Origin of the sequence: Corynebacterium glutamicum ATCC 13032, from assembly GCF_000011325.1 — a bacterium.
Taxonomy (GTDB): domain Bacteria; phylum Actinomycetota; class Actinomycetes; order Mycobacteriales; family Mycobacteriaceae; genus Corynebacterium; species Corynebacterium glutamicum.
This window is the reverse complement of the sequence record NC_003450.3, coordinates 1,244,799-1,259,349: the sequence shown is the minus strand read 5'-3', so window position 1 is coordinate 1,259,349 and position 14,551 is coordinate 1,244,799. Positions and strand designations below refer to the sequence as shown.

Below are 14,551 nucleotides of genomic sequence, written 5' to 3'. Positions count from 1 at the left end.
GAGGTTTAGACTCCGCATGGAGCCTCCCGCACGATCTATCTGGCCTGTCCACACTAATCTATTTGTGTTGAGGCAGGTGGAATCTTGTTAACAGCTGTTTTGTCTTTAATTGCTGGTTTGGTGGTCATTGGGGTGATCATCGTCCTCAACGGATATTTTGTGGCTCAGGAATTTGCCTACATGTCCGTTGATCGAAATGAGCTGCGAGCTCTCGCTGACTCTGGAGATAAGAAGGCTCGTCGCGCTCTCAGCATCACTAAGCGCACATCCTTTATGCTTTCTGGTGCGCAATTGGGTATCACCGTCACCGGACTTTTGGTGGGTTTTGTGGCCGAACCTCTGGTGGGTAACGCGTTAGGTGTTCTGCTAGGAGGGGTGGGGGTTCCCGCTGCGGTGTCAATCTCTGTGGGCACTGTGTTGGCGCTAGCGATCTCCACGGTTGTCCAAATGATTTTTGGTGAACTCTTCCCTAAGAACTACACCCTTGCCACGCCGTTGAAGTCTGCGCTGGCGCTTGCGCCTTCGACCACGTGGTATTTGAAACTCGCTGGTTGGTTGATCACATTCTTTGATTTTGCATCCAACGCATTGCTTCGACTCTTTCGAATAGAGCCGGTGGAAGATGTTGATTCGTCTGCCACTGCACAAGACCTTCCGCATATTGTGGCGTCATCTAGGGATAGTGGCGTTTTAAATAATTCGATGTCTTTGTCGCTTGATCGATTGTTGGATTTCCCGTCGCATGATGTGGGTCATGCAATGATTCCGCGTTCGCGTGTGGGTGTGGTTGATCCGGAGACAACCATCGCTGAGGTTAAGGCCCTCATGAGGAAAGCGCATACGCGTTACCCCATCATCGATGACAACCATGTGCCCATTGGGGTGATCAATCTGATTGATATTCTTGGAACCGATATTCACGGCGCCGAAATTTCAGATTCCGCGAAAGTCACTGAGTTCATGCATCAGCCTGTGATCGTTCCAGAGTTTATGTCTTTGCCTGACGTGGTGACCGAACTGCACAATCGTGAAGACAGGCTTGCTTGCGTGATTGATGAATACGGTGGATTCATTGGCATTGTGACATTAGAAGATTTAGCTGAGGAAGTCCTCGGCGATATCAACGATGAGCACGATGTTTTCAGCTCTGAAGATATTACGGAAACGAGCCCTGACAAATGGCTAATTGATGGCGATACCCCTCTTGACGAGGTTGAGCGCGCCATCGGGTACGAGCTACCTGAAGGCGATTACGAGACGATTTCTGGACTGCTCTTTGACCATGCGAATGCCCTTCTAAAGACTGGGGATGTCATAGAAATACCTCTGGATTTTGAGCCAGAGGATTACCTGAACAACACCTCCCCTACGCAGCGTATTTTGCGCATCACTGTTTTAGAGGTAGAGCGAAACGTGCCTGTAAAACTGGCGCTCGCTCTGCTCGAAGACCACCCAGACAATCACCCCGCTCCGAAGGAGAATCGCTAAGCCATGACTGAATGGTATGTCGTTTTACCCGCCACTATTCTACTCATCGCGCTGTCTGCGTTTTTCGTCATCATTGAGTTCGCTTTGCTTGCAGCTAGGCGGAACCGGTTAGAGGAGACTGTGGAAACCTCGCGGTCTTCCCGCGCTGCGTTGCGAAGCCTCAATGAACTTACTCTCATGCTCGCGGGCGCGCAGTTGGGAATCACCATGGTGACTTTCGCGTTGGGTGCTATCACGAAGCCGTGGGTTCATTATGCTTTGATGCCGCTCTTCGAATGGGCGCGTATACCGCTGGTTATGGCAGATGTCATTGCGTTTATTTTGTCGCTGTTTATCGTAACGTTTCTGCACTTGGTCATCGGCGAAATGGCTCCGAAATCCTGGGCAATCGCGCATCCGGAGACGGCACTTCGAACTATCGCGATTCCCGCACGGGGCTTCATTAACCTGTTTCGTCCATTGCTGCAGTGGATCAACAAAATGGCGAACGATTTGGTCCGCAAAGTTGGTGAAACTCCCGTTGATCGAGCTGCAGCTGGTGGCTATGACACCGATACCCTCCATGCCCTCATTGAGCATTCCCGAGAAACTGGCGCTCTGGATCAGCAATCCGCCGCCCAAATCAGCGGAATTATCAAGCTGGATAAAATCACGGTCGGTCAAACCCTGACCGCATCTCCATTTACGCACAGCGCCAGCGCCACGGTTGCTGAGGTGCAAGCCGCAGCTCAGCGCAGTGGCAGCTTGCGTGTGCTTATCGACGCCCCCTCCCACCTTTTCCCACACGTCATTCATGTGCGAGACACCCTTGGTGCCTCGCCAGACGAGAAGGCTTCGAAGTGGTCTCGCCCAATCCTCACCGTTGCTGAGACCGACACGTTACACCAAGCGCTGGAATACATGCGGGAGCATAACGAGCAGATCAGTGCGGTGCTTTCCGCTGATGGGAAAACGGTGCTTGGTGTAATAACTTGGGATCACATCTTGAAATACCTGTGGCCTGCATCGGTGTAGCTAATTTGAGGTGCGCTGAACGTACAACAAGTTTTTAAAGAGAAATAACACGCTCCACAAAACTATGTTTACAAGTTAATTAACAAGTATTGCAAAGTTAACTTAATGGACACGTGGGAAGCCTAACTTAATCCGCCGGGCCCTTTTCTCAAGGCTCCCTCTCCTTTAAGTTCGTGGCCCCAGCGCCAGCTTTTTTCATAAAAACTCAACAGGCACTGTGGGACCCCTTCACTTTGAAAGACATCATGCGCCCCTCTTCCCGGCCACTTGGCCTCGTCCTATGCACCGCACTGGCATCAACGATCATCACCGTTCCCGCAGCGTCCGCCCAGGAGCCAGCGCTTCTCGATGCCTCCGCCATCGCCCCACATACCGCCAGCTACGGCTACTACGTTGATGCATGGGACACCAACGTTTCCACTGATCTGAATCCATCAAGTAATGCAGCTGTTGGCGTACTGGAGGAAATGCTTGAGCTGTGGACCCCAGGCGAAGAATGGAACACCGGCGTCAAGGTTGACCCCACCGTGCTGGATTCCAACATCGCACAGTCTGTGGCAATCTCCCAGCAGGCGACCGATGCTCAGCAAGAACGTGCTTGGGTTATTGATCGCCGCAACCAGAACTACACCGCAACCGACGGTCTTGGCGCATACGCAGATAGTTACCGCGAGACCGCACAGGTGGGCACCACCATCCCTGACGTTGTTCCAGCTGATGCCACCACCGTGAAGTACAACGATGGCGGCAATGTGAATGGCAATTGGGCAGAGACCGGTGGAGAACTCGGATCCACTGTTGATCTAATTGAAGCTATCCGTCAGCATGCCGCAACCAGCAACAATGCCAAGGCGTACTACCAATACCCACGCCCCTACCGCTGGACTGAATCCATCGAACCAGAAGCCTGGGGCGAGGGCGTTGACATGCCAGAGTATGCAAACCCACTGCGCAAGGATGAATCCGAAGCTGCCAGCGATGGCGGTTTCCCTTCCGGACACACCTCCGCAGGCGGCATGGCAACCAACGGCCTGGCTTACGCTTTCCCACAGCAATACGATAAACTGCTCATGACTGCAGCGGAAATCGGCGAAAGCCGCATCCAGCTGGGCATGCACTCTCCGCTTGATGTTATTGGCGGCCGTGTTCTATCCACCGCGATTACTGCAGGTGCACTTAATGATCCGAATCTCGACTCGGTGAAGGCTGAAGCCTTCGATGATGCTCAGGCATGGATCAGTAACCAGAGCGACATCACCACCAACACTCGCGATTTTGATGAGCAACTCGCCGAGTACACCAACTTCCTCACCTTCGGCTTCGAGCAGTCCGGCGACACCACCCAAGACATGCGCGTGCCAAAGGGAGCTGAGGCTCTGCTGGAAACCCGCCTTCCGTACCTTGATGACGAACAGCGCCGTTGGGTTCTACATTCCACTGGCCTCGAGTCCGGTTTCCCAGTACTTGATGATGCCGAAGGTTGGGGCCGTCTCAACCTCTACGCTGCCCAGGCTGGCTACAGTGCATTCGATACCAACGTTGACGTCACCATGAATGCCATCGACGGTGGCTACAACGCCAAAGACAACTGGCAAAACGACATCGAGGGCGCAGGATCCCTGACCAAGAACGGTTCCGGTGAACTCACCCTGTCAGGTGACAACTCCTACACCGGTGGAACCACCATCACCGCGGGCACCTTGGTTGCTGCAACTGAGTCAGCTCTGGGAGCAGGCGATCTCACCATCAACGATGGTGCAACCTTGAAGATCACCCAGCCTGTCACCGTGGATGGAACCGCAAACCTGGGAGGAACTCTGCACGTTGCCCTTCCTGTTGGCACCAACCACGTCACCGTGATCGATGCTGCATCAATTTCCGGTGAATTTGATGAGGTTATTGTTGATGGCGCAGTTGACGCTCAGGTGAGCTACGACAACGGCTCTGTCGTGATTACTACAGGCGCACCTTCTGATGACGTAAAGGAAACTGGCTCTTCTGCTGGCGGAATTCTTGCCATCGTGGCAGCCCTGGGTGGCATTGCAGCACTGATCTTCGGTGCATTCACCCAGTTTGGTTTCCCACCAGCAATCAAGGAAATGTTCGACCTTTAAGCCTTCGCCAACCCCACGGCGTGCTTTATCGCCGTCGGGTTTTTGCGCGCCTAAACATTGTTGAAGTGGAGGGAGGCGTCGATAAGCAAAAATCTTTTAAAGACGCTCAAAAATGGAACCGAAAAGCGGGCAGACCACCCCGAGCGCGTCGCGCACGCCCCCGGAAGAACTCGGCGCGTTGACGATGAGCGCGGCCGTGGAATCGCGAGCACTCAAGCCCACCAGCCCCCGAGATAACCCCGCCTGCGCGGTATTGGACAGTCCAGAGAACAAAATCTGCGTCATCAGACCCGGCAGTAGCGTATCGATGTGCGGTTCTGTGGCCTCCGGCGTCCGATTTCTAGGCCCCACGCCCGTTCCGCCGATGGTGATGATGACGCGATCCCGGCGCGCCAACGCCTTAACCAATTCTTGATGGACAGGTTCAAAGCCCTCCTCCACGACGGTGAATGTGGAAATCTCCACGCCTGATTCCTGAAGAAGGTCTACTGCTACGGGTCCTGCTTTATCAATTCTTTCTCCCGATTTAATCCGATCAGACACAACGATGACGGATCCTGGGAGGTTTTTGTTCTGTGCGGGCATCAATTTCTCCTCAAGTGGGGGTAATTAATCCCCTTTTTCAGTTTAATTAATTTTGCCGAATCACGAATGTTGATATAAGCACAAATTCGTTTACCTGCATAAAGTGAATTACGACACAAATATGTTGCCTAATTAAATACGGAAAACCCCGTTGAAAAACATGCGGGCGCAGGTCAGAGCTGTTATCTTAGTACTTATCACAGCCATAGGGCGGGCTTGACGGAAAGCCTTTCCGCGTAACCATGAAGAGGCATCACGTGACACAACTCAACACCAAAGGCGTTGTTCTGCAAGGGTGGGATCCAGAAGATCCTGAACATTGGGACTCGAAAATTGCATGGCGAACCCTGTGGATTACCACCTTCTCCATGATTATTGGGTTCTGCGTGTGGTATTTGGTTTCTGCCATCGCTCCCCTACTCAATCGAATTGGATTTGATCTCTCAGCAGGTCAGCTTTATTGGCTCGCATCTATCCCCGGTTTGGCCGGCGGATTAATCCGATTGATTTACATGTTCCTTCCACCGATTCTTGGAACCCGCAAATTGGTCGGAATTTCCTCCGGTCTATTTTTGATCCCCATGTTTGGGTGGTTCCTGGCTGTCCAAGATTCAAGCACTCCCTACTGGTGGCTTCTCACACTCGCTGCACTCACTGGCATTGGTGGTGGCGTGTTCTCTGGATATATGCCGTCCACGGGATACTTCTTCCCCAAGGCAAAATCGGGCACTGCGCTGGGCATTCAGGCAGGTATCGGCAACCTCGGCGTCTCGATAATTCAGTTCATGGGCCCATGGGTCATGGGTTTCGGTCTGCTGGGCATTGGTTTCCTCACCCCGCAGCGCACCATTGAAGGCACCACGGTGTTTGTGCACAATGCTGCGATTGTGTTGGTCCCGTGGACTATTCTCGCGGCCGTTTTATCCTTCCTGTTTCTTAAAGATGTCCCAGTCACCGCAAATTTCCGGCAACAGATCGATATCTTTGGCAACAAGAACACATGGATTTTGTCCATTATCTACTTGATGACATTCGGTGCCTTCGCCGGTTTCGCCGCGCAGTTCGGTCTGATCATCAACAACAACTTCGGCATCGCTTCCCCGATGGCAGAGACTTATCCAGCTGAGATGCTTCACGCCGGTGCTACGTTCGCGTTTCTTGGACCTTTGATTGGTGCTTTGGTGCGTGCTGCATGGGGTCCACTGTGTGACAGATTCGGTGGAGCTATCTGGACCTTTGTCGGTGGCATCGGAATGACTATCGCCACTGCAGCTGCCGCAATCTTCCTAAGCAGAGCGGAGACACCTGATGATTTCTGGCCATTCCTGTGGTCCATGCTTGCCCTGTTCTTCTTCACCGGTCTGGGCAATGCTGGCACCTTCAAACAAATGCCCATGATTTTGCCTAAACGCCAAGCAGGTGGCGTGATCGGCTGGACCGGTGCCATTGGTGCCTTCGGCCCCTTCATTGTCGGTGTCTTGCTCTCCTTCACTCCAACTGTCGCGTTCTTCTGGGGCTGCGTGGTGTTCTTCATCATCGCCACCGCTTTGACCTGGATCTACTACGCCCGCCCGAACGCTCCATTCCCGGGATAAACCGAAAGGCCAATCCATGACTACAACTACTTCTTCTGGGAAGTCTTCTGAAAAGATCAACCCCCTCTTCAAGCTCGGCAGTTTCCTAAGAAAAGGCACCGTCGGTTCTGAAGGCCAGCAGATTTTCCTTCAGGGCGGACGCCAAGCCGATGTGTTTTATCGCAACCGATGGGCTTTCGATAAAGTCGTGCGCTCCACACATGGCGTGAACTGCACGGGCTCCTGCTCGTGGAAAGTGTATGTAAAAGACGGTGTGATCACCTGGGAATCCCAGGCAGTGGATTACCCAACTACCGGTGCGGATATGCCCGACTATGAACCACGTGGCTGCCCTCGTGGTGCATCATTTTCCTGGTACACCTACTCCCCAACCCGCATCCGCTACCCATACATCCGTGGCGTGCTAGTTGATATGTACCGCGAAGCCAAGGAACGCCTGGGCGATCCGGTGCTGGCGTGGCGCGACATTGTAGAAACCCCAGAAAAGCGCAAAGCATATGTATCCCAGCGGGGCAAAGGTGGCCTCATCCGCGTTCAGTATGAGGAAGCCATGGAGATTGCTGCGGCAGCCCATGTGTACACCATCCGCCAATACGGCCCCGACCGCATTCATGGATTCACCGTTATTCCCGCAATGTCGCAGGTGTCTTACGGTGCTGGTACTCGCTTCTTGCAGATGATCGGCGGAGTGGCGCTGTCCTTCTACGATTGGTACGCCGACCTCCCACCAGCATCACCACAAACTTTCGGCGATCAAACTGACGTTCCGGAATCTGGCGACTGGTACAACTCCAGCTACCTCATGATGTGGGGTTCCAACATTCCGGTGACCCGCACGCCTGACTCCCACTTCATGGTGGAAGCCCGCTACAAGGGCACCAAGGTTGTTGTGGTTTCCCCGGATTTCGCTGACTCCACCAAATTTGCTGATGAATGGGCACGCATCCACCCTGGTACTGACGGCGCACTCGCCTTTGCCATGGGCCATGTGATCTTGAAGGAATTCCATGTTGACAAGAAGACGCCGTACTTCATGGACTACATGCGCAAATACACGGACTCTCCTTTCCTCGTGGAATTAGATGAGCACGGCGATGGCACCTACACCCCAGGTAAATTCCTCACTGCAGACCGCGCAGCTGATATCTCCCCAGCGCTTGCCGCCACTCCAAATGCCACCCACCGTCTCCTTGTGCTGCAAAAAGATGGCTCAGTTGTAGATCCCGGTGGCACTGTCGCGGACCGTTGGGGTGAAGAAGGCATGGGTAAGTGGAATCTGCGCTTAGACGGCGTAGATCCAGTGATGACTATTGCAGATGTACAGACTGACACCGAAACTGCGGAAGTCCTCTTCCCCCGCTTCGATCTCCCAGCAACTGCCACCCAAGAAGGCCCCATTGGTGCTGGCACCATCAGCCGGGGCGTTCCCACCATCACGTTGAATGGCCGAAAGTACACCACTGTCTTTGATGTGTTGCTCGCACACTACGGTGTGAACCGCGAAGAGCTCAACCTTCCTGGTGAGTGGCCTAAGGATTTCCAGGATCCAGTCATGGGTACTCCTGCGTGGCAGGAAGAGCTCACGGGTGTTCCTGCTAATCAGGCGATTCGTTTGGGTCGGGAATTTGCTCAGAATGCTGATGATTCCAAGGGCCGTTCCCAGATCATCATGGGTGCTGGTGTGAACCACTACTTCCATGCGGATTCTATTTATCGCACATTCTTGGCGCTGACCTCTATGTGTGGCACCCAAGGTGTTAACGGTGGCGGTTGGGCTCACTACGTTGGTCAGGAGAAACTCCGTCCAATGAATGGTTGGGCACAGTATGCCTTTGCTACAGACTGGCAGCGTCCACCACGTCAGATGATCACCACTGGTTTCTACTACCTCACCACGGATCAGTGGAGGTATGACAACACTCGTGCTAATCGTCTGGCTTCCCCACTGGCTAATCGTGGCACCGTGGGTGACAAAATGACGGCGGATACCTTGGTGGAATCCATGAAACGTGGATGGATGCCGTCATTCCCGCAATTCAACCGCAATCCCCTCATCTTGAGCCAGGAGGCGGAAGAAAAGGGCGTGTCTGTTTCTGACCATATTGTTCAGCAGCTCACCGATGGTGACTTGCAGTTCGCCTGCGAGGATCCGGATGCACCGGAAAACTGGCCACGCATTCTGCTTAACTGGCGCACAAACCTAATGGGCTCTTCAGCTAAGGGCACGGAGTTTTTCTTGCGCCATATGTTGGGTGTGGATTCTGATGCATCTGCTGAAGAAAACGCGCCGGAGGATCGTCCAAGTTCCATTGTGTGGAGGGATGAGGCTCCGGAAGGAAAGCTCGATTTGATGCTGACCACGGATTTCCGCAACACTTCCACCACCTTGGTCTCGGATATCGTGCTGCCGGCAGCCACCTGGTATGAGAAGCATGATTTGTCCACCACGGATATGCACCCCTTCATCCACTCGTTCAATGCTGCGATCAACCCACCGTGGGAGACGCGTACTGACTGGGAGGTCTTCCACGATCTCACCAAAGAATTCTCCTCACAGGCAGCAACCTGGTTGGGCACCCAAACCGATGTGATCACCGCACCGATTGCCCATGACTCCCCGGATGAGCTCAATATGCCTGGCGGTATCGTGCCAGATATTGATGAGGTCGGGCTGATCCCTGGCAAGACGATGGCCAAGATCATCCCGGTGGAACGTGATTACTCCAAGGTGTATGAAAAGTGGACACACTTGGGACCACTCACCGCCAAAGCGGGTACCGGAACCCACGGCACTGCGTTTAACGTGACCAAGCAAACCGAGGAGCTGGCGCTGATCAACGGCACCTCCATCACGGAGTCTGCTGGTGAACGCCCCCGACTTGATTCCGCAGTCAAGGCCATTGAGATGATTCTGCACTTAAGTGGCGTGTCTAATGGTGAGGTTGCCGCCGAAGGTTTCAAGAATCAGGGTGCACGCGTGGGCACCGACATGATGGATCTGATTGCAGACCACGAAGGTACCCACATCAATTGGGACATGGTCAAAGAACGTCCCGCCGAGGTGATCACCTCACCGGAGTGGACTGGTTCCAAGAAGGACGGACGTCGCTACACCGCGTTTTCCATCAACATTGAATACGACAAGCCGTGGCACACCCTGTCTGGTCGCATGCACTACTACCTCGACCACGATTGGTTTATTGATTACGGCGAGCAGTTGCCAATCTTTAGGCCACCGTTGGACAAGATCCACATCAATGGTGAGGTCGGCCCTGGCCAGTCGGTCACAGGCACCGACGGCGAACCAGAAGTAACCGTGCGTTATCTGACCACCCACAACAAGTGGTCGATTCACTCGCAGTACTACGACAATCTGCATGTGCTTTCTATTTCTCGTGGCGGCCAGGTGATCTGGATGTCCAACAAGGATGCAGAGAAACTCGGTATCGCTGACAACGATTGGATCGAGGCTTATAACCGCAACGGCGTTGTTTCTGCTCGTGCGATTGTCTCCCACCGCATTCCTGAAGGCACCGTGTTTATGAACCACGCGCAGGAACGCACCGCTGGCACCCCGCTGAACGAGAAGTCTGGCAGGCGCGGCGGAACTCACAACTCTCTTACTCGAATCATGATTAAGCCGGTCCATGTTGCCGGTGGCTACGGCCACTTAACCTATGGCTTCAACTACATCGGCCCAACCGGAAATAACCGCGATGAGGTCACCAGAATTCGTCGCCGCTCCCAGGAGGTGCAGTACTAATGAAGGTCATGGCTCAGATCGCAATGATCATGAACTTGGATAAGTGCATTGGCTGCCACACGTGTTCTGTCACGTGTAAGCAGGCCTGGACCAACCGTCAAGGTACGGAATACATTTGGTTCAACAACGTGGAAACCCGTCCGGGCGTGGGTTATCCCCGCGGCTGGGAGGATCAGGATAAGTGGGAAGGCGGTTGGGTCCGCACCAACTCCGGCAAATTGAAGCCGAAGGCCGGTGGTCGGTTGAAGAAGCTGGCGACCATCTTCCACAACCCGAAGCTGCCCACCATCGATGATTACTACGAGCCGTGGACCTATGAGTACGACAAGTTGCTCTCGGCGCCAGCGGGTCAGAAAACACAGCCCACTGCGCGTCCGGTCAGTCAGTTGGATGGCCGTCCCATCGATAAAATTGAGTGGTCATCCAACTGGGATGACAACCTGGGCGGATCCACCACCACGCTTGATCAGGATCCCGTCCTGGAGAAGATGAACCTCACGGTGCAAAAAGAAATCGAAGATTCCTTCATGTTCTATTTGCCCCGCATCTGCGAGCACTGCCTCAACCCCACCTGTGTGTCCTCCTGCCCATCCGGTGCTATGTACAAACGCGCCGAAGACGGCATCGTGCTGGTTGACCAGGATCAATGCCGTGGCTGGCGCATGTGTGTTTCCGGCTGCCCCTACAAAAAGGTCTACTTCAATCACAAATCGGGCAAGGCCGAAAAGTGTACGCTGTGCTATCCGCGCCTCGAGGTCGGCCAGCCGACCGTGTGCTCCGAGACGTGCGTGGGTCGCTTGCGCTACTTGGGCGTTTTGCTTTACGACGCCGACCGTGTCGCTGAAGTCGCCGCCACGCCAGACGAAAAGGATCTTTTCGAAGCCCAAAAGACCCTCTTCCTAGATCCCCACGACCCACAGGTGATCGCCGACGCCCAACGCAACGGCATCCCGCACTCCTGGCTCGAAGCTGCGCAGAACTCTCCAATTTACGATCTCATCTTCAAATACGAGGTTGCCCTCCCGCTTCACCCTGAATACCGCACCTTGCCGATGGTTTGGTACATTCCGCCACTAAGCCCCATCGTTGATGAGGTGACCGCGTCCGGCAACGACGGCGAAGACCACAAGATCCTGCTCACCGCGCTGTCCACCATGCGCATCCCGCTGGAATACCTGGCTGGATTGTTCACTGCCGGTGATACCAGGCCGGTGGAAAAATCCCTCCGACGCCTAGCCGCCATGCGATCATATATGCGCGATATCAGTTTGGGCCGCGAACCTCAGGAAGAAATCGCAGAGGCTGTCGGAATGACCGGCAAGGTGGTGCAGGAAATGTATCGCATCCTGGCCATTGCCAAGTATGACGATCGCTATGTCATCCCCACCGCCTCCCCTGAGACCCCGCGCGGAATTTCTTCCCTGGATCCTTTCGGCGATGTCGATCCAGCCCGAGCCACCGAGCAGCTCAACATCGGTTTGGGCGAAGGCGCTCCAGAGGCCTGTGGCACGGGAGCTCCCAGCGGCAAGGTGAGTCTGACCTCGTGGAACGTTGGCGAACGCCCCGCTGCGATGTTCCCACCAAGGAAGGACTAGGCGGATGCGCACCCATACTGGCAAAATTCCGGATCACTTTGTGCCTCGCATCTCCATGACGGAGGAGCAGCGGCGCGTGGTGTTCATGCTGAATAGTTTGCTGTTGGATTATCCAGAGGAGGGATTCGTCGACAAGCTAAATGCCGTCGAGGCGCAGCTTGATGTCCTTCCGCTCCCCGTCGCGGCGCACGTGGTCGAGTTCCTTGACGCGGCACGCGTCGCTGGGCTACGCGCCATGCAGGAAGCCTACGTTGAGACCTTTGACCAGCGCCGACGCTGCTCACTGTTTCTCACCTACTACGCTGTGGGCGACACCCGGCAGCGCGGCACGGCGATCCTCACCTTCCGTCAAACGCTGCAACAGCTCGGATTTGAATCCGAGCGCGACGAATTGCCCGACCACCTCTGCGTCGTGCTTGAGGCCGCAGCGCTTGCTGATTCTTCGCTTTTCGACGCCGCCACCCAGGTGTTATCAGCTCACCGCGACGGCATCGAAGTGTTGCGCGCAGCCCTCGACAACCTCGACTCGCCCTACAGATACCTGATCATGTCTTTGTGCCAGGCATTGCCAGAAATCGATGAAGAAACCGCCAACAGCTACATGGAGCTCATCCGCAGCGGTCCACCAGCAGAAATGGTGGGCATCGGCACGCCTCTACCGTTCCCCACCTCACAACCGGACATTCACTAGGACACACTATGTCAAACTTTGAAACGTTCCTCTGGGTTGCCTACCCCTGGCTGTGTATCGCCGCCTACATCATCGGCATTTCTTGGCGCTGGCGCGCCGACCAATTCGGTTGGACCACCCACTCCTCCCAAATCTACGAATCCAAACTCCTCCGCATCGCCTCCCCACTCTTCCACTGGGGCATGGTGTTCGTGGTGATCGGCCACCTCATGGGACTTGCCATCCCCAAGAGCTGGACCCAAGCTGTAGGAATTTCTGACGCCGCTTACCACCTCATCGCCACCATCCCAGGCACCATTGCCGGCATCGCTGCAGTCCTTGGACTCATCGGCTTGATTATCCGTCGCGTGATCAACAAAACCGTCTTCCTGTCCACCTCACGCTCCGACAAAGTGATGTATGTGCTACTCGGCGCTGCAATTTTGTCCGGTTTCATCGCCACCGTCTCCACCCAGGTCTTCGGCGGCGCACACGGCTACGACTACCGCGAAACCATCTCCCCATGGCTGCGCCAACTGCTCATCTTCAACGCTCAACCAGAGCTCATGGCTGATGTCCCTTGGGAATTCAAGGTCCACATCGTCGCTGGATTCACCCTCATCGCACTGTGGCCATTCACCCGCCTAGTCCACGCGTTCTCCGCACCAGTTGGATACGTCACCCGCCCCTACGTGGTCTATCGCACCCGCGACACCACCTCTGAACCGGCACGCCAAAACGTCGCCTGGGAACCGATCCGCTCGGTCAAAAATCAGCTCGACAATGACTCGAAATGGCACGGCGCCTAAATTCCTCACAAGCCCCCTAGTTAATCTCAGGGGGCTTGTTGCTTGGTAAACAAAACATTGTTTAGGGTTTTACAGTATTAAATATGGTATGATTCCCTATATTTAATTAATCAATTAATACACTTTTCTCCATAACATCTGCTAAGCACCGATACGAGGAGAACCCCACCAGAGCGAGCCCGACGTGACCACACAAACCGCCCCTACCGCAGCCTCCGATCTTTTTGCCGAGTCCTACAAACTCAGCCCAAAGCAGCGCGAAGTTTTAGATGCCCTACAAACCTTCCCTGACGGTGCCCGCGCGATCGATGTCGCCAAAAAACTCGACCTTCACGTCAACACCGCCCGCGGCCACCTCGAAGAACTCGTAGCAAAAGAAGCCATCCGAGTAGTCACCGCAGCAGCCAAAGGTCGCGGACGCCCCTCCCTCATCTTCCAAACACGCGTCCCCGACAACCGCGCTGTCGCCAAAGAATACATCACCCTGATCGAACTCATGGCCAACATGCTCGGCGATGTCGACGATGACGCAATGCACAACCCCGACCTCCGCGCCAAAGCACTTTCCATCGGAACCCAGTGGGCACACGTCATGGGCATTAACCACGCCGAAGCCGAAGAACTCGACGAAGCCCTCTCCCCGCTCATTAACCGCCTCCGCGAAATGGGCTTTGACCCCACCGAAACCGAAGAAGCAAACTCCCTCGCTCTACACAGCTGCCCATTTGTGGTCAACGACAAACGCCCATCAGCCTTCGTCTGCGCCATCCACGCCGGATTCATCCAAGAAAGCCTCGGTGAAAACAACCGCATCCAGCTGGAACTCAAACCACTCAACGCGCCGGGCACCTGTAAGGTTCACGTGTTCAGCGAATAATTGCTGCACTAATAAGGCCCCCTTCTTGATTCGAAGGGGGC

At 54.7% G+C, this 14,551-nt stretch carries 10 protein-coding genes; 9 read left to right on the top strand and 1 reads right to left on the bottom strand.

Translation table 11 applies throughout. From position 1 onward, the window contains the following. The first annotated feature begins 84 nt into the window (after positions 1–84). The 3 genes from CGL_RS05950 to CGL_RS05940 all read left to right on the top strand — a co-directional run bounded on the left by CGL_RS05950 (position 85) and on the right by CGL_RS05940 (position 4,616). The gene (locus tag CGL_RS05950) at positions 85–1,488 is read left to right on the top strand and encodes a hemolysin family protein (protein WP_011014192.1); all 1,404 of its coding nucleotides are present in this window, start codon (positions 85–87) and stop codon (positions 1,486–1,488) included. A gap of 3 nt (positions 1,489–1,491) precedes the next feature. After that, the gene (locus CGL_RS05945; protein WP_011014191.1) at positions 1,492–2,502 is read left to right on the top strand and encodes a CNNM domain-containing protein; all 1,011 of its coding nucleotides are present in this window, start codon (positions 1,492–1,494) and stop codon (positions 2,500–2,502) included. A 245-nt stretch (positions 2,503–2,747) separates the two neighbouring features. Further along, a complete protein-coding gene (locus CGL_RS05940) occupies positions 2,748–4,616 on the top strand; it encodes an acid phosphatase (protein ID WP_011265699.1) in 1,869 nt (622 codons plus the stop codon). A gap of 96 nt (positions 4,617–4,712) precedes the next feature. Here CGL_RS05940 and CGL_RS05935 read toward each other — a convergent pair whose 3' ends face one another. Then, a complete protein-coding gene (locus tag CGL_RS05935) occupies positions 4,713–5,201 on the bottom strand; it encodes a MogA/MoaB family molybdenum cofactor biosynthesis protein (protein ID WP_011014189.1) in 489 nt (162 codons plus the stop codon). A gap of 257 nt (positions 5,202–5,458) precedes the next feature. Between CGL_RS05935 and CGL_RS05930 the strand changes: the two genes are divergently transcribed. From CGL_RS05930 to CGL_RS05905, 6 genes are all read left to right on the top strand, one after another. Beyond that, entirely contained in the window at positions 5,459–6,796 is a 1,338-nt protein-coding gene (locus CGL_RS05930) for a nitrate/nitrite transporter (RefSeq protein WP_011014188.1), read from the top strand. Between the two features lie 16 nt (positions 6,797–6,812). Continuing rightward, a complete protein-coding gene (locus tag CGL_RS05925; protein ID WP_011014187.1) occupies positions 6,813–10,559 on the top strand; it encodes a nitrate reductase subunit alpha in 3,747 nt (1,248 codons plus the stop codon). Then, positions 10,559–12,154, top strand: coding sequence for a nitrate reductase subunit beta (gene narH / locus CGL_RS05920; protein ID WP_011014186.1), 1,596 nt, complete (start codon positions 10,559–10,561; stop codon positions 12,152–12,154). Before CGL_RS05925 ends, narH begins: the two co-directional genes overlap by 1 nt. Positions 12,155–12,158: 4 nt before the next feature. After that, complete coding sequence (narJ, locus tag CGL_RS05915; protein WP_011014185.1) at positions 12,159–12,845, top strand: nitrate reductase molybdenum cofactor assembly chaperone; 687 nt, start codon at positions 12,159–12,161, stop codon at positions 12,843–12,845. A gap of 8 nt (positions 12,846–12,853) precedes the next feature. After that, positions 12,854–13,633, top strand: a complete 780-nt coding sequence (gene narI, locus CGL_RS05910) for a respiratory nitrate reductase subunit gamma (RefSeq protein WP_003854891.1) — start codon at positions 12,854–12,856, stop codon at positions 13,631–13,633. A 184-nt stretch (positions 13,634–13,817) separates the two neighbouring features. After that, positions 13,818–14,510, top strand: coding sequence for a helix-turn-helix transcriptional regulator (locus CGL_RS05905; protein ID WP_011014184.1), 693 nt, complete (start codon positions 13,818–13,820; stop codon positions 14,508–14,510). The last annotated feature ends 41 nt before the right edge of the window (positions 14,511–14,551 follow it).

Bases quoted from the DNA above. Each gene is read 5' to 3' on its own strand.
- narI (WP_003854891.1), top strand. From the start codon at position 12,854: ATGTCAAACTTTGAAACGTTCCTCTGGGTTGCCTACCCCTGGCTGTGT.
- narH (WP_011014186.1), top strand. From the start codon at position 10,559: ATGAAGGTCATGGCTCAGATCGCAATGATCATGAACTTGGATAAGTGC.
- narJ (WP_011014185.1), top strand. From the start codon at position 12,159: ATGCGCACCCATACTGGCAAAATTCCGGATCACTTTGTGCCTCGCATC.
- CGL_RS05935 (WP_011014189.1), bottom strand. From the start codon at position 5,201: ATGCCCGCACAGAACAAAAACCTCCCAGGATCCGTCATCGTTGTGTCT.
- CGL_RS05925 (WP_011014187.1), top strand. From the start codon at position 6,813: ATGACTACAACTACTTCTTCTGGGAAGTCTTCTGAAAAGATCAACCCC.
- CGL_RS05945 (WP_011014191.1), top strand. From the start codon at position 1,492: ATGACTGAATGGTATGTCGTTTTACCCGCCACTATTCTACTCATCGCG.
- CGL_RS05940 (WP_011265699.1), top strand. From the start codon at position 2,748: ATGCGCCCCTCTTCCCGGCCACTTGGCCTCGTCCTATGCACCGCACTG.